This is a genomic window from Niveispirillum sp. CC-CTL257 (assembly GCF_059489915.1).
Window position 1 is genome coordinate 2,375,474 of record NZ_JCAJXE010000001.1, and the last position, 26,132, is coordinate 2,401,605.

Genomic DNA, 26,132 nt, shown 5'->3' on the forward strand with positions numbered 1-26,132 from the left:
AGCTCTACCCTCACACGCCGGTGGTCACGTCGATGGAGCTGCCCTCGGCGAGGGTAACCACGGCCTTCTTGTAGTCCGACCGGCGACCGATCGTCCCACGGAAGCGCTTGGTCTTCCCCTTGACCACGGAGGTATTCACCGCCGTGACCGTCACCTTGAACAGACCTTCAACCGCGGCCTTGATCTCGGGCTTCGTCGCATCCATGCGCACCTTGAAGGTGACCTGGTTGTGCTCGGAACCCATGGTGGCCTTCTCGGTGATAACGGGCGCGACGACGACGTCGTACATACGCTCGGCCGAGATTGTCTTCTTGCTCGTGCTCATTTCAGGCGAGCCTCCAGCTGCTCGACAGCGTTGCGCGTCAGGACGAGAACGTCCTTGCGCAGGATGTCGTACACGTTGGCGCCCTGTTCCGGCAGCACGTCGATGTGCGGAATGTTGCCGGCGGCACGGGCGAAGTTCACATCAACGTTGGAACCGTCGATGATCAGCGCCGACTTCAGACCCAGGGCCTGCAGCTGACCGAACAGCACCTTGGTCTTGTGGCTATCGGCCTTGGCGGCCTCCAGCACGACCAGCTTGCCTTCGGCGGCCTTGACCGACAGCGCGGTCTTCAGAGCCAGCTTGCGGACCTTCTTGGTCAGGTCATGTTCGTGAGAACGAACGACCGGCCCGAAAATACGCGCACCACCACGGAACTGCGGCGAACGCAGGCTGCCGGCGCGAGCGCGACCGGTGCCCTTCTGGCGCCACGGCTTCTTGGTGGTACCGGAGATCTCGGAGATCCCCTTGGCCTTGTGGGTGCCAGCGCGGCGCTTTGCCAGCTGCCACAGCACCATGCGGGCCAGGATGTCCTGACGGGCCGGCAGGCCGAACACGTCTTCCGACAGCTCAATCTCGCCGACGGTTTCGTTGTTCAGATTCTTGATGGACGTCTTCATTTATCAGCCCTCCGCCGCGACAGCTTCAGCAGCCGGAGCACGGAAGGCGCCGGGGAACGGCACGCCCTCGGGCAGCTTCTTCTTGACGGCGTCCTTGACGAGGACGAAAGCGCCCTCATGGCCCGGGACAGCGCCCTTGACCAGGATCAGACCGCGCTCGGCATCGACCGACACGACCTTCAGGTTCTGGACGGTGACGGTGTCGACACCCATGTGACCGGGCATCTTCTTGTTCTTGAAGGTCTTACCGGGATCTTGACGGCCACCGGTCGAACCGATGGAGCGGTGCGACACGGACACGCCGTGGGTCGCACGCAGACCGCCGAAATTCCAGCGCTTCATACCGCCGGCAAAACCCTTACCCAGGGTCGTGCCCTGCACGTCCACGAACTGGCCGGCAACGAAATGATCCGCGGTCAGCTCAGAACCAACCTCGATCAGGTTGGCGGGAGCCACGCGGAACTCGACGAGCTTCTTCTTCGGCTCGACCTTGGCCTTGGCGAACACCTCACGCTGGGCCTTGGCGACGTTCTTCACCTTGGCCTTGACGGCGCCGAGCTGGAGGGCCGTGTAGCCATCCTTCTCTTCCGTCTTGTGGGCGACGACCTGGACCTGGTCCAGCTTCAGCACAGTCACCGGCACGCTTTCACCCTCGTCTGTGAAGACGCGGGTCATGCCGACCTTCTGCGCGATCAATCCGGATCGCATCTGTTTTTCTCCATAACTCGGGACATCCTCAGATCGGGAGAGGTCCCGTACTCGACCAAACTTGATTACAGCTTGATTTCGACGTCGACACCGGCGGCCAGGTCGAGCTTCATCAGCGCATCAACCGTCTGGGGCGTCGGATCGACGATATCCAGCAGACGCTTGTGGGTGCGAATCTCGAACTGCTCGCGCGACTTCTTGTCGATGTGCGGGCTGCGGTTCACCGTGAACTTTTCCAGCTGCGTGGGCAGCGGAATCGGACCGCGGACGCGCGCACCGGTCCGCTTCGCGGTGTTGACGATCTCGCTGGTGCTCTGGTCGAGCACGCGATGATCAAACGCCTTAAGGCGGATCCGGATATTCTGATTGTCCATGTCCTAGACCCCAAAAAGAGCAGGGTTTATACCCAAAGAGTGGGCCGGCCCCAAGTACTTTCGGGCCGGCCCCACCACATTGCTGTGATGCGTCGAAGCGATAGGTTTACTTGACGATCTTCGACACGACGCCGGCGCCGACGGTGCGGCCGCCTTCACGGATGGCGAAGCGCAGGCCTTCGTCCATGGCGATCGGGGCGATCAGCTTCACGGCGAAGCGGATGTTGTCGCCGGGCATCACCATTTCCGTACCTTCCGGCAGGGTCACCGAACCGGTGACGTCCGTGGTGCGGAAGTAGAACTGCGGACGATAGTTGGCGAAGAACGGGGTGTGACGGCCGCCTTCTTCCTTCGTCAGGATGTAGGTCTCGGCCTCGAACTCCGTGTGCGGGGTGATCGAACCGGGCTTGGCCAGAACCTGACCGCGCTCGACGTCCTCACGCTTCGTGCCACGCAGCAGCGCGCCGATATTGTCGCCAGCCTGGCCCTGGTCCAGCAGCTTGCGGAACATTTCAACGCCGGTCACGGTGGTCTTCACGGTGGCCTTCAGGCCAACGATCTCGACTTCCTCACCGACCTTGACGATGCCCTTCTCGACGCGGCCCGTCACCACGGTGCCACGGCCCGAGATCGAGAACACGTCTTCGATCGGCATCAGGAACGGCTTGTCAACCGGACGTTCCGGCTGCGGGATGTAGCGGTCAACTTCAGCCATCAGCTTAAGAACGGCTTCGCGGCCGATTTCCGGCTGCGTGTCGTTCAGGGCGCAAACGGCGGAGCCGGGGACGATGGGAATGTCATCGCCGGGGAAGCCGTAGGAGGTCAGCAGCTCGCGCAGCTCCAGCTCCACCAGCTCGACCAGATCCGGGTCGGCCAGATCCATCTTGTTCAGGAACACGACCAGGGCCGGCACGCCGACCTGACGGGCCAGCAGGATGTGCTCGCGGGTCTGCGGCATCGGACCGTCAGCGGCCGAGCACACCAGGATCGCGCCGTCCATCTGCGCGGCACCGGTGATCATGTTCTTCACATAGTCGGCGTGGCCGGGGCAGTCCACGTGGGCATAGTGACGGTTGTCCGTCTCGTACTCGACGTGAGCGGTCGAGATCGTGATGCCACGGGCCTTCTCTTCCGGCGCCTTGTCGATCTGGTCATACGCCGTGAACGTGGCGCCGCCCTTTTCGGCCAGCACCTTCGTGATGGCGGCCGTCAGCGACGTCTTGCCATGGTCAACGTGACCGATGGTGCCGATGTTGCAGTGCGGCTTCGTCCGCTCAAACTTAGCCTTAGCCATGATGTTCCGTCCTCATTTCAATCGGTTGACGACCAGTTCAGGCCACCTTGCTGCGAAGCTCGTCAGCGATGGCGTGCGGCGCCGGTTCATACGTTTCGAATTGCATCGAGTACTGTGCCCGGCCCTGACTGCTGGACCGCAGCGTATTCACATAACCAAACATCGTCGCCAGCGGCACCTTGGCATCGATCACTCGGGCATTGCCCCGCTGATCCATGCCGAGGATCTGCCCCCGGCGGCTGTTCAGGTCGCCGATGATATCGCCCAGATATTCTTCCGGGGTCATCACCTCGACCTTCATCACGGGCTCCAACAGGACGGGGCGAGCCTTGGCCAGCCCTTCCCGCAATGCCGTCCGCGCAGCCATTTCAAATGCCTGTGCGGAGCTTTCCACATCGTGGAAGGCGCCATCGACCAGTTCGACCCGGATATCGACCACCGGATAACCGGCAACCACACCCGACGTCCTGGCGGCCTCAAGCCCCTTCTGCACGCCCGTGACAAATTCCTTGGGCAGCGTTTCCGCCGACACCTTGTTCACGAACACCAGCCCTCGACCCGCCTCCGCCGGCTCCACCACCAGCTTGACGCGGGCGAATTGGCCGACATTGCCGATCTGGCGCCGATGCGTATGATCCACTTCACCCCGAGCGGTGATGGTCTCGCGATAGGCAACCTTCGGCTTACCCACCGCCGCCTCCACCCGGAACTCCCGGCGCATGCGGTCCACGATGATCTCCAGATGAAGCTCACCCATGCCCCGCAGGATCGCCTGGCCCGATTCGGGATCGCGGCCGATCCGGAAGGAAGGGTCCTCGGCCGCCAAACGGCCAAGCGCCACTGCCATCCGGTCATGATCGGCCTGCGTGCGCGGCTCGACCACCACCTCGATCACCGGTTCGGGAAACTCCATCCGCTCCAGAAGGATCGGATGGACCGGATCACACAGCGTATCCCCCGTCGTCGTCCCTTCCAGAGAAGCAAACGCGACGATATCGCCCGCATGGGCTTCCTCAATCTCCTCCCGGCTGTTGGCATGCATCAACAGCATGCGGCCAGCCTTCTCTTCCTGCTTCTTGCCCGGATTAGCCATGATGGCATCCTGACGCAGAGAACCGGAATAGATACGGGCGAAGGTCAGGGACCCCGCGAACGGATCATTCATCACCTTGAACGCCAGCGCCGCGAAGGGCGCCTCGTCATTGGCGGCGCGGATGACCGCATCGCCCGACGGCGTCGTACCCTGGATGTCGCCCTTGTCCGCCGGGGAAGGCAGGAAATCGACGACGGCATCCAGCATGGGCTGCACGCCCTTATTCTTGAAGGCCGACCCACACAACACCGGAACGAGCTTGAGCCCGATGGTGCCCTTGCGGATCAGACGGCGCAGTTCCTTCTCATCCAGCTCAACACCGGAAAGGAAGGCATCGGTTGCCGCCTCTTCCATATCGACCGCCTGCTCGACCAGCTTGGCGCGCCAGCGCTTTGCCTCGTCCAGCATGTCGGCCGGCACATCCACAACGTCGAACCGGGCGCCAAGCATATCATCGGCCCAGATGACCGCCTTCATAGCGATCAGGTCGATAACACCCTTGAAGCCCGCCTCCACACCCAGCGGCAACTGAAGCAGCGCGGGGTTGGCCCCCAAACGCTCCTCAATCATCGCCACCGTCCCCAGAAGGTCCGCACCGACACGGTCCATCTTGTTGACGAAGCAGATGCGCGGCACGCGGTACTTGTCCGCCTGACGCCACACCGTCTCCGACTGGGGCTCGACGCCCGACACCGCATCGAAAAGGGCAACCGCACCGTCAAGAACCCGCAGGGAACGCTCAACTTCAATGGTGAAGTCAACGTGACCCGGCGTGTCGATGATATTGATGCGGTGGTCCTTCCAAAAACAGGTCGTGGCCGCCGAGGTAATGGTGATGCCCCGCTCCTGCTCCTGCTCCATCCAGTCCATCGTGGCGGTGCCGTTATCGACCTCGCCAATGCGATAGGACTTACCCGTGTAAAACAGGATCCGCTCCGTCGTCGTCGTCTTGCCGGCATCAATGTGCGCGGCAATGCCGATATTCCGATAGGAGTGGATGGGATGGGACCGGGCCATGGATCAGGGCGTCCAGACTTACCAGCGGTAGTGCGAGAAGGCCTTGTTGGCTTCGGCCATGCGATGCGTGTCTTCACGCTTCTTCACGGCCGTACCGCGCTGCTGCGCGGCGTCCAGCAGCTCACCCGACAGACGCTCGGTCATGGTGTTCTCCGAACGGTTGCGAGCGGCACCGATGATCCAGCGGATCGCCAGAGCCTGCGCACGGTCAGAACGCACTTCCACCGGAACCTGATAGGTCGCACCACCGACGCGGCGGGAACGAACTTCCAGATAGGGACGGACGTTATTCAGGGCGTCATGGAAGAGCTGCAGCGGGTCCTGCTTCGCCTTCACCTCGATGCGATCCAGGGCACCATAGACGATGGACTCAGCCACCGACTTCTTGCCGTCGTACATCAGGCAGTTCATGAACTTCGTCAGCACGATATCGCCAAACTTGGCGTCGGGCAGAACTTCGCGCTTGTCGGCTTTACGACGACGGGACATTGCTCGCTCTCCTTACTTCGGACGCTTCGCGCCGTACTTCGACCGGCGCTGCTTCCGATTCTTCACGCCCTGCGTATCGAGCGTGCCGCGGATGATGTGGTAACGCACACCGGGAAGATCCTTCACGCGGCCACCACGGATCATGACGACCGAGTGCTCCTGAAGATTGTGACCTTCACCGGGAATGTAGCTGATGACCTCGTAGCCGTTCGTCAGGCGCACGCGGGCGACCTTACGAAGCGCCGAGTTCGGCTTCTTCGGAGTGGTGGTGTAGACACGGGTGCAGACGCCACGCTTCTGCGGGCATTCCTGCAGGGCCGGCACCTTATCCCGGGCCACCAACGGAGCCCGCGGCTTGCGGATCAACTGACTGATCGTCGGCATGAACGCCCTTCGCCTTTTCTCATATCCCCGAGACGGGGATGTCATTCCAAACCGGTCGCACCACCAACCCCATGACGACGGACGAAAAACACCCGCATACGAAGCTTGAGGCTCCGTGCGGGAGAATCTCATGCGCCGTCCGAACAAGGACTCGGGTGCGGCTATCGACTGTTCCGGGGAGGTTCCTTGGAGCTGGCCAACGTCCCTGATGGGTAAGCGCTTGATGCCAACAGTGGGGACAGCGTCTAGACGCCACGAGGGCGGGCTACAGCCTGCCCCCCCGAAATAGGTTGGCGGACTATAGGGATGTCGCCCCACCCCGTCAAGCGCGACCCTAGGTCTTCCGCCCCGTTGGCAACGCATCGTGGCCCCCTGGACTCCGCAGGGCTGGCGGACCGATCAAGAAGCGGACCCTGCCGCCACCGGCGGGCCATCGGCGGCAAGGGTCAGCTCCACATCCTCATAGATCTCGGCCATGGGGATGGTAACACCGATGCTGCCGAGCGTAATGGAGGCTTCCAGACCCCGGATCGTTTCGACAATCCAACGGTCGCCATCGACCTGCCAGAGCAGGGCGCGCGCCTCCTCCTGGTCCAATTCCAGGACCTGCTGGATACCCACCGAGGCATAATCATCACGCTTGCGGGCCATTTCGCTGGCGGAATTGCTGGGCGACAGGATTTCAACGGCCAGCAGCGGCATCTCCGCCGTCTGCCGATCAGGGCCGCAACGGACCAGCAGGTCCGGCGCGCGGACAGTCCAGCGTTTGTCGATGCGCAATGCGCTGCCACTCTCAACAACGCAGGGACGGCCCGCCTGCTTCAGTCCCTGCTTCAGGCTGGCCCCTATATTGACGTCCATGCGCCCATGGCTGCGGGTCGGCGCCGACTGTGCCACAGGCCAACCCTCTATCAGCTCATAAGGCAGGTCATCGCCCGAGTCCCACGCCAGAAACTCATCAATGGTCATGCGGCTGACATCGATCTTTTTGACGGCCTTGGCCATAACGGCATCCCGGATGCTGTATCTGAGGGGCGATCATACCCCGAATCGTACTGGCACACCATCCGCGCTGCTTTCCGCCACCCCGCCATGCTTGCGGCCCCACTGGCCTCAACGCGCGCACGAGATTATATAGGCCGCTTGTTTTCAAGGACCCTTCCCCATGACCAAGCAGACCCATTCCCCCGCCGCCGCCCCCAAGGTTGGCATCGTCTCCCTCGGTTGCCCCAAGGCGCTGGTGGACAGTGAACGCATCCTGACCAAGCTGCGGTCGGAAGGGTATGAGATTTCCGGCTCCTATGACGGGGCGGATGTGGTGCTGGTCAATACCTGCGGCTTTCTGGACTCTGCCAAGGCCGAAAGCCTGGAGGCCATCGGGGAAGCCATCAAGGAGAATGGCAAGGTCATCGTCACCGGCTGTCTGGGCAAGGAAGAGAGCCTGATCCGTCAGAACCACCCCAACGTCCTGGCCGTGACGGGTCCGCACCAGTATGAGCAGGTGGTCAGCGCCGTGCATGAGGTGGTGCCGCCGCGCCATGACCCGTATCTGGATGTGGTGCCGCCACAGGGCCTGCGCCTGACGCCCCGGCACTACGCCTATCTGAAGATTTCGGAGGGCTGCAACAATCGCTGCACCTTCTGCATCATTCCGTCGATCCGTGGCGACCTCGTCTCCCGTCCCGCCAACATGGTGCTTGCCGAGGCAGAGGCGCTGGTAAAGGCCGGTGTGAAGGAAATCCTGGTGGTGAGCCAGGATACGTCCGCCTATGGCATGGACACCCGCTATGCGGAAAGCAAGTGGAAGGGCCGCCAGGTCCGCGCCAAGTTCATTGATCTTGCCCGCGAACTGGGTGACCTGGGTGCCTGGATTCGCCTGCACTATGTCTACCCCTATCCGCATGTGGATGAGGTGATCGGCCTGATGGCCGAGGGCAAGGTGCTACCCTATCTGGATATTCCGTTCCAGCATGCGGCTCCCAATGTCCTGAAGGCCATGAAGCGCCCGGCGAATACCGACAAGGTGCTGGACCGGATCAAGATGTGGCGCCAGGGTTGCCCCGACCTGACCCTTCGCTCCACTTTCATCGTGGGATTCCCTGGGGAAACGGAGCAGGATTTCCAGTATCTGCTGGACTGGCTGACCGAGGCGCAGATCGACCGTCTGGGTTGCTTCAAGTATGAGCCCGTGGAGGGTGCGCCCGCCAATGAGATCCCCGGCGCTGTGCCGAAAGAGGTGCAGGAGGAGCGGTGGAACCGCCTGATGGCGCACCAGCAGGAAATCAGCGCCAAACGCTTTGCCACCAAGATTGGTCGCGAGATGGATGTGCTGATTGATGAGGTGGACGAGGACGGCGCCATCGGCCGTTCCTGGGCCGATGCCCCGGAGATCGACGGCGCGGTCTACCTGAATGACGAATTCAAGGTAAAGCCCGGTGATATGGTCCGCGTGAAGATTGAGGAAGCGGACGAGTATGACTTGTGGGGCAGCGTCATCCGCTGAATTCTTCATGTTCCCTTTAACCAGACCATTGATTTTCCAGTCTGGTTTGTCCGATAGGTTGGAAAAACCTATCGGACAGGGGATTTAAATTGCAGGGTTTTGATCTTTTCCTGAGCGCCCCGGCGCTGATCCAGCTTCATGCAGTGCTGGCGGCCACCGCCATCATCCTGGGTGGCGTGCAGTTAGCCAGCCCCAAGGGTACGCCGACCCACCGGCTTCTGGGCCGTATCTGGGTGGCCTGCATGGCCATCGTTGCGCTGTCTTCCTTCTTCATCCATGAAATCCGGATGTTCGGGCTGTTCAGCGCCATTCACCTTCTGTCGGTGCTGACCTTAATCGCGCTGTGGCAGGCCATTCGTCTGGCCCGCAGGGGCGACATCGCGCGGCACAAAAAGGCGATGGTGCGACTTTACATCATGGCGCTGCTGATCACTGGTGCCTTCACGCTGTTGCCCGGACGCCTGATGCATAAGGTATTCTTCGGGGCCTGACCGCAGTCGGGGGCTATTCGTCCCCGATCCAGACCTTTGCCGCCAGCAGCCGCTGCGCGCCTTCGCGCAACTCGTCATGCAGTTGTCGGACCTCCGCCACAACCCGTTCCTCCAACTGATCCAGCTTACGGCCTCGATGGGCGTGCAGCAAACCACCGAGCTTCTTGGCGGTCCGGGCCAGCGGCGCAAAAGAACGACCGACTCCCAACACCTCATCCCGGTAATCGGGCTGAAGCACGTTAGGGTACAGCCTGTCCATACGGTCGAGTGCCAGGGTCAGCTGGGTACGGTTCATCGCCGTACCCTCAGTTACGGATGACAGGCCGCCAGCGCGGGGGCTTGCCCCCGCTCTGCCCGTCATCCGGGGGCGGCACCAGAGTGCGGGCCGGTGTCGCCATTGGTGCTGCGGGCACGGACGACCGGGCGGTCAGGGACCGCAGCCAGAAAATCTGTGCAATGGCCACTGCCGCGCCGATGGGGATGGGTGCCGCCACCAGCAGCATCGGATTCTGTGCCGCAATGGCCTGTGCCTGTGGCAGGGCGCGCAGCAGCTCTCCCACGATGGATGCCGCACCGACACCGGACAGGGCTGCGAACAGCAAGCCCACTTTGCCCGACAAACGACCACCCGCCATGGCGCATACCTCCCGCCTGAGAACAACGCCGGCAATTTAGGCGGCAGCAGGAGCGCTTGCCAAGGGAGAAGGTTCAGCCGCGCGCCGCGACCCGCTGCCTGACGGCGTCAATGTCGATGCCCCCGGCCCGCATCTTGGCTTCTGCCTGCCCTGCTATAGCCTGCGCAAAAGCCGTCAGGAACGGATCATGGGCACATGGCTTGTCCATTTTCCAGTAAACCAGCTCATGCTCAACCGGTTCCCAGCTGGCAAGATCCGCCAGGTTATGTTGGGCCTGGACCTCCAGATGATCCAGCGCACCGGCGAAACGGGCCTCCGGTGTTATCCGCGCTTCGAACTCTTCCCACAGGTCACGAACCTCGCGACCCAGGTCGCCGGGCAGCCGCCTCTCGATCTCCAGAATGGCCTCCTGCTCACGCTGGCGCTTCATGGCCTTACGCTCACTGGCCTCAAAGAAGGGGATATCGCCAACCAGCGCCTCAACCAGATCATGGATCAGGATCAGCTTCAGGGTGTGCCCCAGATCGGTCGGATGTGAGAGATGCCGGTGCAACAGCATCGCCATCAGCGCCATGTGCCAGCAATGCTCAGCCACGCTTTCGCGCCGGCCATCGGACAGCCAGCTATGGCGCAGTTCCAGCTTCAGCCTTTCAGACAGGGCCAGGAAGTCAAGGATGCGAGGAATAGCGGCAATGGATTCAGCGGGAAGGGGCATGGGACAGTTCCAGGAAAGAGAAAGCTATCGCGCTCTGTTGCCCCCAACCCGATCTTAAAACTACGCCTATTTCAGGCGTGGAGCAGTTGTGACGGCGGTCGGTGCAGGCCGGGCCGGATGGCGATTTCCGGGAAATCCGTGCAAAGTCGCGCCGTGCCCCCATCGGCCAGCGGCAATCTTTCCCAGAGCATCATCACGGGCATGATAGGCAACGTCCCATTACGCCCGTCCCCGGGCCACAGCATCAGGCTGTCGACTGCCCCGTCATGCCAGCCCAGATCATCCAGGCGCGTCTCCGCGGCCTCAATCTCCAATGTCGCAAAACAACGAAGCCCAACGCCCAGTAGATCGGTGGCGGACACGCGCCATTCCTTTTCACGCGGCGGAGAGGCCGCCAGCAGCCGATGCGTTCTGTCACAAATCAGATGCACCGACGCCGTTGAATGGCGGACCAGTCGGGCCAGGGCGCGGTCCAGCGTTGGCGTTCCGTCCACACCCACCAGACGCAGCAACTCTGCCGCCCGCTTTGGATCGGGAACAAGAACGCCTCTCTCCCACCGCGACACGGTGGTCTGATCAACGCCGGCAAGATCGGCGAGATGCGATTGCTTCATTTCGCGCAGGCGGCGCAGACGTTTGAGACGGGCACCGAACGATATGGGCGTGGACATGGACAATGCACCGAGACCAGAGAACCTAGACCCTATACTGGACTTGTGCCGCCGGGATGAGAAGCCTGCTGCGGCTCATAGCCGGGATCGACCTGCAGGGGAAGTTCGCCATGGCACAACGGCTTTGCATGGCCGTGGGTGCGCAGGTAACGCTCGTCCAGTTCTGTAATCAGGCTGTCGGCACGGTCGCCCGCCTGTAGGCGAAGCAGGGCGTCGATCTTGGCCTCCATGCGGTCGTCATTCTCCTTCGAGGCGGGCGAGCCGGCATAGAGGAAATAGGCCAGGCCGCAGACCTGCCAGAGCAGCTGCAGGAACTCCGACTGCCAGTTCTCGAAGGTCTCCCGACCCATCTGCATGATGAAGGGCACCAGCGTGGGGGCGCTTCCATGCTGGATGGCGTCATCGGCATAGGCGAACCACCCAAATATCCAATGGCCGAAGATTGAGACGATGAAGAAGGCCAGCGTGATCCAGCCATAGGCGTAGCGCTGCATGGGAACCTCTCCGAACCCTGCGCCGGCGACGGCCCGCGCCATGGGGAGGAACCCGGCAGGGGCGCGATTGTTCCTGACGTCCCGAAACGAAAAAGGGCCACCCCGTTGCCGGGGTGGCCCTTTCCTTGCTTGCTCTGCGACGGCCGATCTTACTCGGCCGCTGCGTCCGGCAGGGCCGGGGCATCGGCGTCTTCGCCCAGCTGCATGGCGCGGTCGCGCTCGGCAGCGATGGCCTTCAGACGGTTGACGACCGAACCGGTACCGGCCGGGATCAGACGACCGACGATCACGTTCTCCTTCAGGCCTTCCAGATTGTCGACCTTGCCCTGGACGGCAGCTTCCGTCAGGACGCGGGTCGTTTCCTGGAACGACGCGGCAGAGATGAAGGAACGGGTCTGCAGCGAGGCCTTGGTGATGCCCTGCAGAACCGGCTTGCCGACCGCAAAGCGCAGATCGACTTCGCCTTCCTTGATCCGCTGCTGAACGGCGCGGTTTTCCTGCTCGAACTCCACGCGATCAACCTGATCACCGATCAGCAGGGTAGTGTCACCCGGATCGGAGACCTCGATCTTCTGCAGCATCTGGCGGACGATCACTTCGATATGCTTATCGTTGATCTTCACGCCCTGCAGACGATAGACGTCCTGGATCTCATTGATCAGGTAGTTCGCCAGCGCTTCGACGCCCATGACCGACAGGATGTCGTGCGGCACCGGGCTACCATCCATCAGGCTGTCGCCCTTCTGGACATAGTCGCCCTCCTGAACGGCAATGTGCTTGCCCTTCGGGATCAGGTACTCGCGCTCTTCCCCCGTCTCGTCATTCTTCACAACGATGCGGCGCTTGGTCTTGTAGTCCTTGCCGAATTCCACCCGACCCTCGATCTCCGCGATGATCGCGAAGTCCTTGGGACGGCGGGCTTCGAACAGCTCGGCCACGCGCGGCAAACCGCCGGTGATGTCACGCGTCTTGGAGCTTTCGCGAGGGATACGGGCCAGCACGTCACCGGCCTGAACCTTCGCACCATTTTCCACCGACAGGATGGCATCGACGCTCATGAAGTAACGGGCCTCGGTGCCGTTCGGCAGCTTGACCACATCACCATTGGCGTCCAGCAGGGCGATGCGCGGACGCAGGTCCGCACCGCGCGGCTGCTGACGCCAATCGACCACCACCTTGGAGGAGATGCCGGTGGCTTCATCCATGACTTCGCGAACCGAGATGCCTTCCACCAGATCGACATAGGTGGCCGTACCCTCACGTTCCGTCAGGATCGGAAGGGTGTACGGGTCCCACTCGGCCAAGCGGTCACCGCGCTTGATGGGCGCGCCATCAACCGCCAGCGCTTTGTTCAGCTTGGCACCATAAGGCACGCGGTGCTTGGCGCGCTCACGGCCCTGCTCGTCGAGCAGCGCCAGCTCGCAGTTGCGGCCCATCACCACCGGCACACCCTCGCTGTTCATGACGAGGTTGCGGTTACGGACGATGACCTTGGCGTCGAGCGTTGCCTCGATGAAGCTCTGCTCCGCACCACGCTGTGCCGCACCACCGATGTGGAACGTGCGCATCGTCAGCTGCGTGCCCGGCTCACCGATCGACTGCGCGGCGATGACGCCCACAGCCTCGCCCATGTTCACCCGCGTACCACGGGCCAGATCGCGGCCATAGCAGTGGGCGCACACGCCGTCCTGCGTTTCGCAGGTCAGGACGGAGCGGATATGGACGGTGTCGATACCGGCGCGGTCGACCAGTTCGATCTCGCGCTCGGTGATCAGCTCACCAGCCGGCAAGATCATCTCGCCGGTCAGCGGGTTGACCAGATCGACGGTCGAGGTACGGCCCAGGATACGCTCGGACAGGGGAACAATGACGTCGCCGCCATCGATCACCGCCTTCACAGTCAGGCCATTCTTCGTACCGCAATCCGTCTCGGTGATGATGGCATCCTGCGCCACGTCCACCAGACGGCGGGTCAGATAACCGGAGTTCGCCGTCTTCAAGGCGGTGTCGGCCAGACCCTTACGGGCACCGTGGGTGGAGTTGAAGTACTCCAGAACCGACAGGCCTTCCTTGAAGTTGGAGATGATCGGCGTCTCGATGATTTCGCCCGAAGGCTTGGCCATCAGACCGCGCATACCGGCCAGCTGCTTGATCTGGGCCGGCGAACCACGGGCACCGGAATGGGCCATCATGTAGACCGAGTTCACGCCGAAGCCCGGACGCGGCTGCTCGATCACCTTCATCATGGCGCCGGCGACCTTTTCGGTCGTTTCCGACCAGACGTCGACCACCTTGTTGTACTTTTCGCCCTGGGTGATCAGACCGTCCAGATACTGCTGCTCGAACTCCTTCACGCGGTCCTGGGCTTCCTTGACCAGCGTTTCCTTCTCGGCCGGGATGACCATGTCATCCTTGCCGAAGGAGATGCCGGCCTTGAACGCGTTGGTGAAGCCCAAACGCATCATCCGGTCGGCGAAAATCACCGTCTCCTTCTGACCGCAATGGCGGTAGACGACGTCGATGATGTTGCCGATTTCCTTCTTCGTCAGAAGGCGGTTGATCAGGTCGAACTTAATGGCCGGATGGCGCGGCAGGATCTCCGACAGCAGCATGCGACCGGGGGTGGCCGTCACACGGGTCGTGATCGGATTGCCATCCTGGTCCACCGTGTGATAGCGGGCCTGGATCTTGGAATGCAGCGTGACGACCTTGGCCGCCAGCGCATGCTCAATCTCGCCGATGGAGCCGAAGGCCATGCCTTCACCAACCGCACCCGGCAGTTCCATCGTGATGTAGTACAGACCCAGGATGATATCCTGCGACGGCACAATGATGGGACGGCCAGAGGCCGGCGACAGGATGTTGTTGGTCGACATCATCAGGACGCGCGCTTCCAACTGGGCCTCAAGGCTCAGCGGGACGTGCACGGCCATCTGGTCACCGTCGAAGTCGGCGTTGAACGCCGTGCAGACCAGCGGATGCAGCTGGATCGCCTTGCCTTCGATCAGGGTCGGCTCGAACGCCTGGATGCCAAGACGGTGCAGGGTCGGCGCGCGGTTCAGCATCACGGGATGCTCGCGGATGACCTCTTCCAGGATGTCCCAGACCTCGGGACGTTCCTTTTCCACCATACGCTTGGCGGCCTTGATCGTGCTGGCCAGACCATACAATTCCAGCTTGGCGTAGATGAAGGGCTTGAACAGCTCAAGCGCCATCTTCTTCGGCAGGCCGCACTGGTGCAGCTTCAGTTCCGGGCCCACGACGATAACCGAACGACCGGAATAGTCGACGCGCTTACCCAGCAGGTTCTGACGGAAGCGCCCCTGCTTGCCCTTCAGCATGTCGCTGATGGACTTCAGCGGACGCTTGTTGGCGCCTGTAATGACGCGACCGCGACGGCCATTGTCGAACAGCGCGTCCACAGCTTCCTGCAGCATGCGCTTTTCGTTACGGACGATGATGTCCGGGGCCTTCAGCTCGATCAGGCGCTTCAGACGGTTGTTACGGTTGATCACGCGGCGGTACAGATCGTTCAGATCCGACGTCGCGAAACGACCACCATCCAACGGCACCAGCGGACGCAACTCGGGCGGGATGACCGGAACGACTTCCAGAATCATCCATTCCGGGCGGGTGGCTTCCGGGTAGGTTTTGTAGATGGTCGGGCCGTCGGCGCGCTCGATACGCTCCTTATAGCCTTCAAACCGCTCGTAATCGGCGACCGTTTCCACCTCGACCGGGTTGCCCAGGAAGGCTTCCAGCATCTTCAGACGCTTGACGAGCTTCTTGCGCTTGGCCTCAGACGAGGTCTCGCGCAGGTCGTCACGGCAGTTCGCCTTCTCGGTGACCAGGTCCAGGGAGGACAGCATGTCCTTGAGGGCCTCGGCACCGATCTTGGCGGTGAACGTGTCTTCGCCGTACTTGTCCTGGAAGTCGATCAGCTCGTCTTCAGACAGCAGCTGACCCTGCTTCAGCTCGGTCAGGCCCGGCTCGATAACGACATAGTTCTCGAAGTAAAGGATGCGCTCCAGATCCTTCAGCGTGTTGTCGAGCAACAGGCCGATACGGCTGGGAAGCGACTTCAGGAACCAGATATGGGCAACGGGCGAGGCCAGTTCGATATGGCCCATGCGCTCGCGGCGGACCTTGGACAAGGTCACTTCCACGCCGCACTTTTCGCAGATGATGCCGCGATACTTCATGCGCTTGTACTTGCCGCACAAGCACTCGTAATCCTTGATCGGACCGAAAATGCGGGCGCAGAACAGGCCGTCGCGCTCCGGCTTGAAGGTCCGGTAGTTGATCGTCTCGGGCTTCTTGATCTCGCCAAACGACCAGGAGCGGATACGCTCCGGGCTGGCGATCGAGATGCGGATCTGGTCGAAGCTCTGCGGACCCTGCGGGGTGCCGAAGATGTTCATCAATTCGGTATTCATATGCCGTCTCCCCTGGGGGTCATGGCTTCGTCAAACGATGAGGACGCCCGGCGGGCGGTGACCCGCCGGGCGTCGACCTGATCGGCCCTTAGTAGTCGCGCTCGTTCAGCTCGACATTCAGGCCCAGAGAACGCAGTTCCTTGACCAGAACGTTGAAGCTTTCGGGAATGCCGGCTTCGAAGTTGTCGTCGCCACGGACGATGGCTTCGTAAACCTTGGTACGGCCGGACACGTCGTCCGACTTCACCGTCAGCATTTCCTGCAGCGTGTAAGCGGCGCCGTAAGCTTCCAGTGCCCACACTTCCATTTCACCGAAGCGCTGACCACCGAACTGCGCCTTACCACCCAACGGCTGCTGGGTCACAAGGCTGTAGGGGCCGATGGAACGGGCGTGGATCTTGTCATCGACCAAGTGGTGCAGCTTCAGCATGTAGATGTAACCGACCGTGACGCGGCGGTCGAACGGCTCACCCGTGCGACCGTCGATCAACTGCATCTGACCCGAACGGTCGATGCCGGCATCTTCCAGCATGCGGCAGATGTCCTCCTCGCGCGCACCGTCGAAGACGGGCGTGGCGAAGGGAATGCCGCGACGCAGGTTGTTGGCCAGCTCGATCAGCTCGGCATCGCCCATGTCGGCGATGTCGGCGCCCCACACATCCTCACCATAGATGTGGCGCAGGCGGGCCCGCAGCTCATCCAGGGTCTTGGACTTGATGGCCGCGTCGGTCGCCTTGGCCCGCATCTTGTCCAGCATCTCGCCGATCTGACGGCCCAACCCTGCTGCGGCCCACCCAAGGTGGGTCTCCAGGATCTGACCGACATTCATGCGCGACGGCACGCCGAGCGGGTTCAGCACGATGTCGACATTCCGGCCATCTTCCAGGTACGGCATGTCTTCGATCGGGGTGATGCGCGAGATAACACCCTTGTTGCCGTGACGACCGGCCATCTTGTCGCCGGGCTGCAGCTTGCGCTTCACAGCCACGAAGACCTTGACCATCTTCATCACGCCGGGCGGCAGCTCGTCACCGCGCTGCAACTTCTCGACCTTGTTCTCGAACTTCTCCTGCAGGCGCTGGACGCTGTCGTCAAACACCTTGCCGGTCTGCTCGATGAACTCCATCACGCCATCATCGGCGACGGAAATATGGCGCCACTGATTGCGGCTCAGACCCGACAGCAGCTCGGCGGTGATCGCCTCGCCACCCTTCAGGCCCTTCGGACCCGACACGACGGTCTGCCCGATCAGCAGTTCCTTCAGACGGGTGTAGAAGGAGCGCTCGAGAATGCCCTTCTCGTCGTCGCGGTCCTTGGCCAGCTTCTCGATCTCGGCCCGCTCGATCGCCAGGGCGCGCTCGTCCTTGTCAACGCCACGGCGGGAGAAGACGCGCACTTCCACGACGGTACCGACGACACCCGGCGGCAGGCGCAGGGACGTGTCGCGCACGTCAGAGGCCTTCTCACCGAAGATGGCGCGCAGCAGCTTTTCTTCCGGCGTCATCGGGCTTTCGCCCTTCGGCGTGACCTTGCCGACCAGGATGTCGCCCGGACGGACTTCGGCGCCGATATAGACGATGCCGGCTTCGTCGAGGTTCTTCAGAGCCTCTTCGCCGACATTCGGAATGTCGCGGGTGATTTCTTCCTGGCCCAGTTTGGTATCGCGGGCCATGACCTCGAACTCCTCGATATGGATCGAGGTGAAGACGTCATCGCGCACGATCCGCTCGGAAATCAGGATCGAGTCTTCAAAGTTGTAACCGTTCCAGGGCATGAACGCGACCAGCACGTTACGGCCCAGGGCCAGTTCACCCAGGTCGGTCGAGGGACCGTCGGCGATGATATCGCCCTTGATCACCCGGTCGCCCACCTTCACCAGCGGCTTCTGGTTGATACAGGTGTTCTGATTGGAACGCTGGAACTTCAGCAGGTTGTAGATGTCAACGCCGGGGGCCGCCGGGTCCGTATTCTCGGTCGCGCGGACCACGATACGGGTGGCGTCCACCTGGTCGACGATGCCGGCGCGGCGGGCGACGATGGTCACACCCGAGTCACGGGCAACCGTCGCTTCCATGCCGGTACCGACCAGCGGGCTGTCCGCCTTGATCAGCGGCACGGCCTGACGCTGCATGTTGGAACCCATCAGCGCGCGGTTCGCGTCGTCGTTCTCCAGGAACGGGATCAGTGCTGCGGCGACGGACACAACCTGCTTGGGCGACACGTCGATCAGGTCGATCATGTCCGGACGGGCCAGCAGATACTCGCCACCCTTACGGCAGGAGACCAGCAGTTCGGCGAACTTGCCATCGGCCTGCAACGGCGCGTTGGCCTGGGCCACCATGTAGCGGCCTTCTTCCATGGCCGACAGATAGACCACTTCCGACGTCACCTTCTGGTCCACCACCTTGCGGTAGGGGCTTTCGATGAAACCGTACTGGTTCACGCGGGCATAGGTCGCGAGGCTGTTGATCAGACCGATGTTCGGGCCTTCCGGCGTCTCAATCGGGCAGATACGGCCATAGTGGGTCGGATGGACGTCGCGGACTTCAAAGCCCGCGCGTTCACGCGTCAGACCGCCCGGCCCCAGGGCCGAGAGACGACGCTTGTGCGTGATTTCCGACAGCGGGTTGGTCTGGTCCATGAACTGCGACAGCTGCGAGGAGCCGAAGAATTCGCGGACGGCAGCGGCCGCCGGCTTGGCATTGATAAGGTCATGCGGCATGACCGTATCAATCTCGACCGAGCTCATACGCTCGCGGATCGCACGTTCCATGCGCAGCAGGCCGACGCGGTACTGGTTTTCCATCAGCTCGCCGACAGAGCGGACGCGACGGTTGCCCAGATGGTCGATGTCATCGATCTCACCCCGGCCATCCTTCAGTTCCACCAGGATCTTCAGGATCTTCAGGATGTCTTCCTTGCGGAGCACGCGCATCTGATCATCCGTCTGGAAATTCAGACGGGCGTTCATCTTCACGCGGCCCACGGCCGACAGGTCGTAACGTTCCTGGTCGAAGAACAGACCCTGGAACAGCGCCTCAGCGCTTTCCAGCGTCGGCGGCTCACCCGGACGCATGACGCGATAGATGTCGACCAGCGCATCCTCACGGGACGCGTTGCGGTCGGCGGCCATCGTGTTGCGGATGTAGGGACCGACATTCAGATGATCGATGGCCAGGACGGGCAGTTCCTGCACACCCAGCTTTTCCAGCTTGTCCAGCGAAGCGCTGCTGATCTCGTCACCGGCCTCGTACAGGACCTCGCCAGTACGCTCATCGATAATATCGACAGCCAGATAGCGGCTGATGATCTCTTCGATGGGGGCGGCCACTTCCGTCAGGCCCTGTTCGACCAGACGCTTCAGGACGCGCGGGGTCATCTTGGTCTCGCGCGTGACCAGCACTTCGCCCGTGCGGGCGTCGATCAGGTCCGTCGCGAGCTTCTGCCCCTTCAGGCGCTCCGGCTCGAAGGCGGTCTTCCAGCCGGCACCGGAACGGGTGTAGGTCACGGTCTCATAGAAGGCACCAAGGATTTCTTCCTTGGTCATGCCCTGCGCCTCATAGGGCAGCAGATCCTTGCCCAGCGCCTTGCGGGCGGCGCGGGAGGCTTCCGTGTCCAGGCCATCCAGCGCGTAGAGCAGCGTGGTGGCCGGCAGCTTGCGGCGGCGGTCGATGCGGACATAGACAATGTCCTTGGCATCGAACTCGAAGTCCAGCCACGAGCCGCGATAGGGGATGACGCGGGCGGCGAACAGGTACTTGCCCGAGCTGTGGGTCTTGCCCTTGTCGTGGTCGAAGAACACACCGGGGCTACGGTGCATCTGGCTGACGATCACGCGCTCGGTGCCGTTGATGATGAAGGTGCCGTTGGCCGTCATCAGGGGCATATCGCCCATGTAGACGTCCTGTTCCTTGATGTCGCGGATCGACTTCAGGCCGGTATCTTCATCAACGTCGAACACGGTGAGACGCAGCGTCACCTTCAGCGGGGCGGCGAAGGTCATACCGCGCTGCTGGCATTCCTCGACATCATATTTCGGCTGCTCAAGCTCGTACCGGACGAAGTCCAGCACGGCGCGCTCGGAGAAGTCCTTGATCGGAAATACCGACTTGAAGACCTCCTGGAGACCGAGGACCGCCCGCTTTTCCGGCGCCACGTCCATCTGCAGGAAGTGGTCGTAGGAACTGCGCTGAACCTCGATCAGGTTCGGCATGCGGGTCACCTCGGGGATACGCCCGAAGCTCTTGCGGATACGCTTACGTCCCGTGAACGACTTGGCCATAGAGTGCCTCTCGTGAACTCGCCCGGTGCAATGCGCGCTCTAGTCAATGCCTAAATTCGAGGCATCGGGCCGAAACCCGCCACCCCAAAACACGAATCGACGCGGGCGCAAATCCAGTTCGGATAGGCGCTTAGCCACGTCGTTATCATCAGCGTCACCCACTTCCGCTGCCGGTGGAAGCCAGGATCCGCCTTGGTTTTTCCCGTCTGGAGCAGGGTTTGATCCCACCCCTTCCGGAACCGCCATGGTCCCGTCCCGGAAAAGCCCGCCATGATAGCGGAACGTTCCGGTTCAGAAAAGACAGACGACGCCGGGCGGCGACCCCCGTTCCCGGGTGCCACCGTCCAGCGCCTTCTTATGCAGCGAAGATCGCCACTATTACTTGACGGCGACCTTGGCGCCGGCATCTTCCAGCAGCTTCTTGATCTTGGCCGCTTCGTCCTTCGGCACGCCTTCCTTGACGACCTTCGGAGCGCCTTCGACCAGGTCCTTGGCTTCCTTCAGGCCCAGGCCGGTGATGGCGCGGACTTCCTTAATGACGTTGATCTTCTTGTCGCCACCGTCAACCAGCTCAACGGTGAACTCGGTCTGCTCTTCAGCAGCCGGAGCAGCGGCGCCAGCAGCGGCCGGGGCAGCGGCAACGGCAACCGGAGCGGCGGCGGAAACGCCCCACTTCTCTTCCAGCAGCTTCGACAGTTCGGCGGCTTCCAGGACGGTCAGGGCCGACAGTTCTTCAACCAGCTTTTCCAGCTTGGACATGATGCTCTCCTAAGGGAACTAGATAAACGTTGGGTAAGATGCGGCTCAGGCCGCCTCGTCCTTCTTGGCGTAGGCCGCGAGAACGCGGGCCACTTGGCCACCCGGTGCCTGCAGAACACCAGCGATACGGGTCGCCGGGGTCTGGATCATGCCGAGCAGGCCAGCACGCAGTTCCGTCAGCGACGGCAGCTTGGACAGGGCTTCGACACCCGAAGCGTCCAGCGTGACAGCGCCGATGGAGCCGCCAATGACCTTGAACTTGTCGTTGGTCTTGGCGTAGTCGATCGCAACCTTGGCCGCCGCAACCGGGTCCTTGGACCAGGCCATGGCGGTCGGGCCCTTGAACAGGCCCTCGGTCTTCTCGAACTGCGTGCCCTTGAGGGCGATGACGGCGAGCGAGTTCTTGGTCACTTTGTAGCTAGCGCCCGCAGCCCGCATCTTGCGGCGCAGGTCGGTAACTTCAGCCACCGTCATGCCGGACTGCTTAGTCACGACGACGAGGGCTGCCGACTGCAGCTCAAGATTAAGGGCCGCGATCGTAGCTTCCTTCTGTGAACGATCCACGGTTCGCCTCCATTTGGGACAGGACAGCCAAAAGGCTGTTCCGCCCGGTTACAACACATCCAGGCCGGTTCAAACGAACCAGCCCAGACGGGGTTACCTGTCCCAGAAGCTTCAAGCCATCATGTCCAGGGCGGCTGTCGCCGTCCCGGCGTATCAATGCTTTCGCTCCTGTCTGCGCCGGCTGGTCTATTAAGCGTCAGGAGACAAGTCTCCATCGGCGCGCGGCGGTCTCGGACAGGGTGGGCCTTCCTTGTGAGAAGGCCCGATCCCGTTCCGGCCGAGACCGGAACGGGAAATTCGTTCTCTGAACTTAGGCGTTCAGAGCGGCGACCAGCGCCTGCACGTCCAGCTTCAGGCCGGGACCCATGGAGGAGGACAGCGAGACCTTCTCGACATAGGTGCCCTTGGCGCCAGCCGGCTTTGCACGGTTGATGGCCGAAACGAACGCCTTGACGTTCTCTTCCAGCGCTTCGGCGGAGAAGCTGGCCTTGCCAACGCCGGCATGAACGATACCGGTCTTCTCGGCGCGGAACTCAACCGAACCACCCTTGGCGGCCTTGACGGCCTCGGCGACGTTCGGGGTCACGGTGCCCAGCTTCGGGTTCGGCATCAGGCCGCGGGGGCCCAGGACCTTACCCAGCTTACCGACAACGCCCATCATATCCGGGGTGGCGATGCAGCGGTCGAAGTCCATATTGCCAGCCAGGATCTGCTCGGCCAGATCGTCGGCACCGACCAGATCGGCACCAGCGGCCTTGGCTTCCTCGGCCTTGGCGGCGCGAGCAAACACGGCGACGCGGACGGTCTTGCCGGTACCGTTCGGCAGAACCACCATGCCACGGACCTGCTGGTCAGCGTGACGCGGATCGATGCCCAGGTTCATCGCGATTTCGACGGTTTCGTCGAACTTGGCGGTGGCGTTGCTCTTCACCGTGGCGACAGCGTCACCCAGGGCGTAGAACTTGGCGCGGTCAACGTTGCCGTTGGCCTTCTTCAGACGCTTACCGATGGCCATGATCAGCCCTCCACCACTTCGAGACCCATGGAACGGGCGGAACCGACGATCATGGTCATCGCGGCTTCGACGTCGTTCGCGTTCAGATCGACCATCTTCTGTTCGGCGATGGCGCGGACCTGAGAGGTCGTGACCTTGCCAACAGCGGCAGACTTGCCGACCGTGGAGGAGCCCTTGGTGATGCCCGAGGCCTTCTTCAGGAAGTAGGTCACCGGCGGGGTCTTGGTCACGAAGGTGAAGGTGCGGTCACCATAGGCGGTGATCACGACCGGAATGGGCATGCCCTGTTCCAGCTGGGCCGTCTTCGCATTGAACTGCTTGACGAACTCCATGATGTTCAGACCGCGCTGACCCAGCGCCGGACCGATGGGCGGGCTGGGGTTGGCCTTGCCGGCCGGAACCTGCAGCTTGATGTAGCCGACGATTTTCTTCGCCATGATGATCCTCATAGTCTGACGGAAGGCCGGGCCGTTCCGTCATGGGATTTGCGTGGTGCGGCCGCCCTTGGACTTGCGGACTTAGCCTCCCACGCGGGAGCCGGCCGATGGAGACCACCAGCCGGAAATTCGTCAGATCTTTTCGACCTGGGTATATTCGAGTTCCACCGGGGTGGCGCGGCCGAAGATCGAAACCGCGACCTTGAGGCGGGACTTGTCCTCGTCCACTTCTTCCACCAGACCGGTGAAGGAGGTGAAGGGACCGTCCGTGACACGGACATTCTCGCCCACCTCGAAGGTGATGGAGGGCTTGGGCCGCTCCACGCCTTCCTGCACCTGATTCATGATGCGCAGCGCCTCAGTTTCCGAAATGGCCTGCGGCTTACCGCCACCGCCCAGGAAACCCGTCACCTTCGGCGCATTCTTCACCAGATGCCAAGTGTCGTCCGTCAACTCCATCTTCACCAGCACATAGCCGGGAAAGAACTTGCGCTCGGAGTTGATCTTGGCGCCACGGCGCACTTCCACGACCTCTTCGGTCGGAACAAGGATGTCGCCGAACAGCTCTTCCAAGCCCTTCTGCGCAGCCTTCTCACGAACCGCCTGAGCGACCTTCTTTTCGAAGCCGGAATAGACGTGGACGACGTACCAACGCATGGCCATGGGATCAGCCCCCGATACCAAGAATGAGGCGAATGCCGAATCCGAGGATCTGGTCCACCGTCAGAAAGAAGACAGAGGCCAGGATCACCATCACGAAGACCATGGCGGTCGAGACAAGAGTCTCCTTCCGCGTCGGCCAAGTGACCTTGGCGACCTCACGGCGCACCTCGCGCAAGAATTCTGCGGGATTGGTTTTAGCCATGTCGGCGTTGGCCATCATTCCTGAATGCACATACCGTGTTGTCACCCTGGCACTGGCACCGGCTGGGGGCCGGACTTCGGCAGGGGGCCATCCTTATTTAAGGGATGGCAGGAGTGGAGGGGCTCGAACCCCCAACCCCCGGTTTTGGAGACCGGTGCTCTACCAGTTGAGCTACACTCCTACACCGTCGGTTCCATTCCGGGCGTCAGTGACAAAACATCACCGTCGCCCCGAGCGGTCCCGGGGAGTGCGGGTTGATAGCGCAGTTGCGCCCGCAACGCAACAACCAGTTTTCACCGATTGCTGACAGCCGTTGCAGGGGATCATTGCGCCCACCGCATTCCCGGGAAAACGTCGCCGTTACCAGCAAAGCCTTCCTACAAAAGGAAAAGGGCCGCTGTTACCAGCGGCCCTTCCCCATCAACAGGCCCGAGGGCCGTTGGCTTACTTGACGATCTTCGACACGACGCCGGCGCCGACGGTGCGGCCGCCTTCACGGATGGCGAAGCGCAGGCCTTCGTCCATGGCGATCGGGGCGATCAGCTTCACGGCGAAGCGGATGTTGTCGCCGGGCATCACCATTTCCGTACCTTCCGGCAGGGTCACCGAACCGGTGACGTCCGTGGTGCGGAAGTAGAACTGCGGACGATAGTTGGCGAAGAACGGGGTGTGACGGCCGCCTTCTTCCTTCGTCAGGATGTAGGTCTCGGCCTCGAACTCCGTGTGCGGGGTGATCGAACCGGGCTTGGCCAGAACCTGACCGCGCTCGACGTCCTCACGCTTCGTGCCACGCAGCAGCGCGCCGATATTGTCGCCAGCCTGGCCCTGGTCCAGCAGCTTGCGGAACATTTCAACGCCGGTCACGGTCGTCTTCACGGTGGCCTTCAGGCCAACGATCTCGACTTCCTCACCGACCTTGACGATGCCCTTCTCGACGCGGCCCGTCACCACGGTGCCACGGCCCGAGATCGAGAACACGTCTTCGATCGGCATCAGGAACGGCTTGTCAACCGGACGCTCCGGCTGCGGGATGTAGCGGTCAACTTCAGCCATCAGCTTCAGAACGGCTTCGCGGCCGATTTCCGGCTGCGTGTCGTTCAGGGCGCAAACGGCGGAGCCGGGGACGATGGGAATGTCGTCGCCGGGGAAGCCGTAGGAGGTCAGCAGCTCGCGCAGCTCCAGCTCCACCAGCTCGACCAGATCCGGATCGGCCAGGTCCATCTTGTTCAGGAACACGACCAGGGCCGGCACGCCGACCTGACGGGCCAGCAGGATGTGCTCGCGGGTCTGCGGCATCGGACCGTCAGCGGCCGAGCACACCAGGATCGCGCCGTCCATCTGCGCGGCACCGGTGATCATGTTCTTCACATAGTCGGCGTGGCCGGGGCAGTCCACGTGGGCATAGTGACGGTTGTCCGTCTCGTACTCGACGTGAGCGGTCGAGATCGTGATGCCACGGGCCTTCTCTTCCGGCGCCTTGTCGATCTGGTCATACGCCGTGAACGTGGCGCCGCCCTTTTCGGCCAGCACCTTCGTGATGGCGGCCGTCAGCGACGTCTTGCCATGGTCAACGTGACCGATGGTGCCGATGTTGCAGTGCGGCTTCGTCCGCTCAAACTTTGCCTTAGCCATGGTATCCTGTGCCCTTGCCTGCTGCGATCTCTAGAAGACGCCGGGTCGTGGAAGAGGTTCGGTATGGAGCGGGTGAAGGGAATCGAACCCTCGTCGTAAGCTTGGAAGGCTTCTGCTCTACCATTGAGCTACACCCGCACGGGTCGTTCGCCCACCGCCCGACAACGTCACCACAAGCAGAACGGCGCGCCCCATATTCTGAGGCGCGCCTGAACTGGTGGAAGGGGCTGGATTCGAACCAGCGTACGCTATGCGGGCAGATTTACAGTCTGCTGCCTTTAACCACTCGGCCACCCTTCCGCGGTGCCGTTCCCGGCCAGCGGCCTGAACGG

Annotated in this window: 25 protein-coding genes and 3 tRNA genes; 2 read left to right on the top strand and 26 right to left on the bottom strand. The window is 62.2% G+C overall.

What is annotated here, in order from left to right; all coding sequences use genetic code 11:
- Positions 1–10: 10 nt before the first annotated feature.
- From ABC729_RS11140 to ABC729_RS11180, 9 genes are all read right to left on the bottom strand, one after another.
- Complete coding sequence (locus ABC729_RS11140) at positions 11–325, bottom strand: 50S ribosomal protein L23 (RefSeq protein WP_054168364.1); 315 nt, start codon at positions 323–325, stop codon at positions 11–13.
- The gene (gene rplD, locus ABC729_RS11145; protein ID WP_495607654.1) at positions 322–942 is read right to left on the bottom strand and encodes a 50S ribosomal protein L4; all 621 of its coding nucleotides are present in this window, start codon (positions 940–942) and stop codon (positions 322–324) included. The genes ABC729_RS11140 and rplD overlap by 4 nt, the downstream gene beginning before the upstream one ends.
- 3 nt (positions 943–945) lie before the next feature.
- Positions 946–1,650 (bottom strand): 50S ribosomal protein L3, encoded by a 705-nt coding sequence (rplC, locus tag ABC729_RS11150; protein WP_495607655.1) that lies wholly within the window; start codon positions 1,648–1,650, stop codon positions 946–948.
- Positions 1,651–1,715: 65 nt separating this feature from the next.
- A complete protein-coding gene (rpsJ, locus tag ABC729_RS11155; RefSeq protein ID WP_029013602.1) occupies positions 1,716–2,024 on the bottom strand; it encodes a 30S ribosomal protein S10 in 309 nt (102 codons plus the stop codon).
- A 106-nt stretch (positions 2,025–2,130) separates the two neighbouring features.
- On the bottom strand, positions 2,131–3,318 hold the full coding sequence (gene tuf / locus ABC729_RS11160; protein WP_495607656.1) for an elongation factor Tu: 1,188 nt from the start codon (positions 3,316–3,318) through the stop codon (positions 2,131–2,133).
- A 37-nt stretch (positions 3,319–3,355) separates the two neighbouring features.
- Positions 3,356–5,428: an elongation factor G gene (gene fusA, locus ABC729_RS11165; RefSeq protein ID WP_495607657.1), complete on the bottom strand. Its 2,073-nt coding sequence runs from the start codon at positions 5,426–5,428 to the stop codon at positions 3,356–3,358.
- An 18-nt stretch (positions 5,429–5,446) separates the two neighbouring features.
- Complete coding sequence (rpsG, locus tag ABC729_RS11170; RefSeq protein WP_416573388.1) at positions 5,447–5,917, bottom strand: 30S ribosomal protein S7; 471 nt, start codon at positions 5,915–5,917, stop codon at positions 5,447–5,449.
- Between the two features lie 12 nt (positions 5,918–5,929).
- Positions 5,930–6,301, bottom strand: a complete 372-nt coding sequence (rpsL, locus tag ABC729_RS11175; protein ID WP_054169737.1) for a 30S ribosomal protein S12 — start codon at positions 6,299–6,301, stop codon at positions 5,930–5,932.
- Positions 6,302–6,700: 399 nt separating this feature from the next.
- Positions 6,701–7,306: a Uma2 family endonuclease gene (locus ABC729_RS11180; RefSeq protein WP_495607658.1), complete on the bottom strand. Its 606-nt coding sequence runs from the start codon at positions 7,304–7,306 to the stop codon at positions 6,701–6,703.
- 160 nt (positions 7,307–7,466) lie between these two features.
- On the opposite strand from ABC729_RS11180, the gene rimO reads away from it, so the two are divergent.
- Together rimO and ABC729_RS11190 are read left to right on the top strand one after the other, a co-directional pair.
- Entirely contained in the window at positions 7,467–8,804 is a 1,338-nt protein-coding gene (gene rimO / locus ABC729_RS11185) for a 30S ribosomal protein S12 methylthiotransferase RimO (RefSeq protein WP_495607659.1), read from the top strand.
- An 89-nt stretch (positions 8,805–8,893) separates the two neighbouring features.
- A complete protein-coding gene (locus ABC729_RS11190) occupies positions 8,894–9,295 on the top strand; it encodes a DUF2306 domain-containing protein (protein WP_495607660.1) in 402 nt (133 codons plus the stop codon).
- Between the two features lie 13 nt (positions 9,296–9,308).
- Here the strand turns inward: ABC729_RS11190 and ABC729_RS11195 are convergent, their stop codons facing one another.
- The 17 genes from ABC729_RS11195 to ABC729_RS11275 all read right to left on the bottom strand — a co-directional run bounded on the left by ABC729_RS11195 (position 9,309) and on the right by ABC729_RS11275 (position 26,100).
- Positions 9,309–9,590, bottom strand: a complete 282-nt coding sequence (locus tag ABC729_RS11195) for a hypothetical protein (protein WP_495607661.1) — start codon at positions 9,588–9,590, stop codon at positions 9,309–9,311.
- 10 nt (positions 9,591–9,600) lie between these two features.
- Positions 9,601–9,930: a hypothetical protein gene (locus ABC729_RS11200; RefSeq protein ID WP_495607662.1), complete on the bottom strand. Its 330-nt coding sequence runs from the start codon at positions 9,928–9,930 to the stop codon at positions 9,601–9,603.
- Between the two features lie 73 nt (positions 9,931–10,003).
- Positions 10,004–10,645: an HD domain-containing protein gene (locus tag ABC729_RS11205; RefSeq protein ID WP_495607663.1), complete on the bottom strand. Its 642-nt coding sequence runs from the start codon at positions 10,643–10,645 to the stop codon at positions 10,004–10,006.
- Positions 10,646–10,716: 71 nt separating this feature from the next.
- Entirely contained in the window at positions 10,717–11,316 is a 600-nt protein-coding gene (locus ABC729_RS11210) for a helix-turn-helix domain-containing protein (protein WP_495607664.1), read from the bottom strand.
- 32 nt (positions 11,317–11,348) lie between these two features.
- On the bottom strand, positions 11,349–11,852 hold the full coding sequence (locus ABC729_RS11215) for a DUF6766 family protein (protein ID WP_495607665.1): 504 nt from the start codon (positions 11,850–11,852) through the stop codon (positions 11,349–11,351).
- A 107-nt stretch (positions 11,853–11,959) separates the two neighbouring features.
- Entirely contained in the window at positions 11,960–16,246 is a 4,287-nt protein-coding gene (gene rpoC, locus ABC729_RS11220) for a DNA-directed RNA polymerase subunit beta' (RefSeq protein WP_495607666.1), read from the bottom strand.
- Between the two features lie 88 nt (positions 16,247–16,334).
- Positions 16,335–20,528, bottom strand: coding sequence for a DNA-directed RNA polymerase subunit beta (gene rpoB, locus ABC729_RS11225; RefSeq protein ID WP_495607667.1), 4,194 nt, complete (start codon positions 20,526–20,528; stop codon positions 16,335–16,337).
- Between the two features lie 378 nt (positions 20,529–20,906).
- Entirely contained in the window at positions 20,907–21,287 is a 381-nt protein-coding gene (gene rplL, locus ABC729_RS11230) for a 50S ribosomal protein L7/L12 (RefSeq protein ID WP_102113010.1), read from the bottom strand.
- A 45-nt stretch (positions 21,288–21,332) separates the two neighbouring features.
- Positions 21,333–21,851: a 50S ribosomal protein L10 gene (gene rplJ / locus ABC729_RS11235; RefSeq protein ID WP_245924102.1), complete on the bottom strand. Its 519-nt coding sequence runs from the start codon at positions 21,849–21,851 to the stop codon at positions 21,333–21,335.
- 310 nt (positions 21,852–22,161) lie between these two features.
- Complete coding sequence (rplA, locus tag ABC729_RS11240; protein ID WP_495608670.1) at positions 22,162–22,869, bottom strand: 50S ribosomal protein L1; 708 nt, start codon at positions 22,867–22,869, stop codon at positions 22,162–22,164.
- Positions 22,869–23,303 (bottom strand): 50S ribosomal protein L11, encoded by a 435-nt coding sequence (gene rplK / locus ABC729_RS11245; protein ID WP_495607668.1) that lies wholly within the window; start codon positions 23,301–23,303, stop codon positions 22,869–22,871. The genes rplA and rplK overlap by 1 nt, the downstream gene beginning before the upstream one ends.
- Before the next feature lie 132 nt (positions 23,304–23,435).
- Entirely contained in the window at positions 23,436–23,966 is a 531-nt protein-coding gene (gene nusG / locus ABC729_RS11250; protein WP_054169727.1) for a transcription termination/antitermination protein NusG, read from the bottom strand.
- A gap of 4 nt (positions 23,967–23,970) precedes the next feature.
- The gene (secE, locus tag ABC729_RS11255) at positions 23,971–24,168 is read right to left on the bottom strand and encodes a preprotein translocase subunit SecE (RefSeq protein ID WP_054169740.1); all 198 of its coding nucleotides are present in this window, start codon (positions 24,166–24,168) and stop codon (positions 23,971–23,973) included.
- A gap of 105 nt (positions 24,169–24,273) precedes the next feature.
- A tRNA-Trp gene (locus ABC729_RS11260) sits at positions 24,274–24,349 on the bottom strand.
- Between the two features lie 263 nt (positions 24,350–24,612).
- Positions 24,613–25,800: an elongation factor Tu gene (tuf, locus tag ABC729_RS11265; RefSeq protein ID WP_495607656.1), complete on the bottom strand. Its 1,188-nt coding sequence runs from the start codon at positions 25,798–25,800 to the stop codon at positions 24,613–24,615.
- Positions 25,801–25,864: 64 nt separating this feature from the next.
- Positions 25,865–25,938: transfer RNA gene (locus tag ABC729_RS11270), tRNA-Gly, on the bottom strand.
- 77 nt (positions 25,939–26,015) lie between these two features.
- Positions 26,016–26,100, bottom strand: a tRNA-Tyr gene (locus ABC729_RS11275).
- Positions 26,101–26,132 lie beyond the last annotated feature (32 nt).

Bases quoted from the DNA above. Each gene is read 5' to 3' on its own strand.
- ABC729_RS11195 (WP_495607661.1), bottom strand. From the start codon at position 9,590: ATGAACCGTACCCAGCTGACCCTGGCACTCGACCGTATGGACAGGCTG.
- ABC729_RS11140 (WP_054168364.1), bottom strand. From the start codon at position 325: ATGAGCACGAGCAAGAAGACAATCTCGGCCGAGCGTATGTACGACGTC.
- secE (WP_054169740.1), bottom strand. From the start codon at position 24,168: ATGGCTAAAACCAATCCCGCAGAATTCTTGCGCGAGGTGCGCCGTGAG.
- ABC729_RS11205 (WP_495607663.1), bottom strand. From the start codon at position 10,645: ATGCCCCTTCCCGCTGAATCCATTGCCGCTATTCCTCGCATCCTTGAC.
- rimO (WP_495607659.1), top strand. From the start codon at position 7,467: ATGACCAAGCAGACCCATTCCCCCGCCGCCGCCCCCAAGGTTGGCATC.
- rplD (WP_495607654.1), bottom strand. From the start codon at position 942: ATGAAGACGTCCATCAAGAATCTGAACAACGAAACCGTCGGCGAGATT.
- rpsG (WP_416573388.1), bottom strand. From the start codon at position 5,917: ATGTCCCGTCGTCGTAAAGCCGACAAGCGCGAAGTTCTGCCCGACGCC.
- rplC (WP_495607655.1), bottom strand. From the start codon at position 1,650: ATGCGATCCGGATTGATCGCGCAGAAGGTCGGCATGACCCGCGTCTTC.
- fusA (WP_495607657.1), bottom strand. From the start codon at position 5,428: ATGGCCCGGTCCCATCCCATCCACTCCTATCGGAATATCGGCATTGCC.
- ABC729_RS11215 (WP_495607665.1), bottom strand. From the start codon at position 11,852: ATGGCGCGGGCCGTCGCCGGCGCAGGGTTCGGAGAGGTTCCCATGCAG.
- nusG (WP_054169727.1), bottom strand. From the start codon at position 23,966: ATGGCCATGCGTTGGTACGTCGTCCACGTCTATTCCGGCTTCGAAAAG.
- rpsJ (WP_029013602.1), bottom strand. From the start codon at position 2,024: ATGGACAATCAGAATATCCGGATCCGCCTTAAGGCGTTTGATCATCGC.
- ABC729_RS11210 (WP_495607664.1), bottom strand. From the start codon at position 11,316: ATGTCCACGCCCATATCGTTCGGTGCCCGTCTCAAACGTCTGCGCCGC.
- tuf (WP_495607656.1), bottom strand. From the start codon at position 25,800: ATGGCTAAGGCAAAGTTTGAGCGGACGAAGCCGCACTGCAACATCGGC.
- rpoC (WP_495607666.1), bottom strand. From the start codon at position 16,246: ATGAATACCGAATTGATGAACATCTTCGGCACCCCGCAGGGTCCGCAG.
- ABC729_RS11200 (WP_495607662.1), bottom strand. From the start codon at position 9,930: ATGGCGGGTGGTCGTTTGTCGGGCAAAGTGGGCTTGCTGTTCGCAGCC.
- rplL (WP_102113010.1), bottom strand. From the start codon at position 21,287: ATGTCCAAGCTGGAAAAGCTGGTTGAAGAACTGTCGGCCCTGACCGTC.
- rpsL (WP_054169737.1), bottom strand. From the start codon at position 6,301: ATGCCGACGATCAGTCAGTTGATCCGCAAGCCGCGGGCTCCGTTGGTG.
- ABC729_RS11180 (WP_495607658.1), bottom strand. From the start codon at position 7,306: ATGGCCAAGGCCGTCAAAAAGATCGATGTCAGCCGCATGACCATTGAT.
- rpoB (WP_495607667.1), bottom strand. From the start codon at position 20,528: ATGGCCAAGTCGTTCACGGGACGTAAGCGTATCCGCAAGAGCTTCGGG.
- tuf (WP_495607656.1), bottom strand. From the start codon at position 3,318: ATGGCTAAGGCTAAGTTTGAGCGGACGAAGCCGCACTGCAACATCGGC.
- rplK (WP_495607668.1), bottom strand. From the start codon at position 23,303: ATGGCGAAGAAAATCGTCGGCTACATCAAGCTGCAGGTTCCGGCCGGC.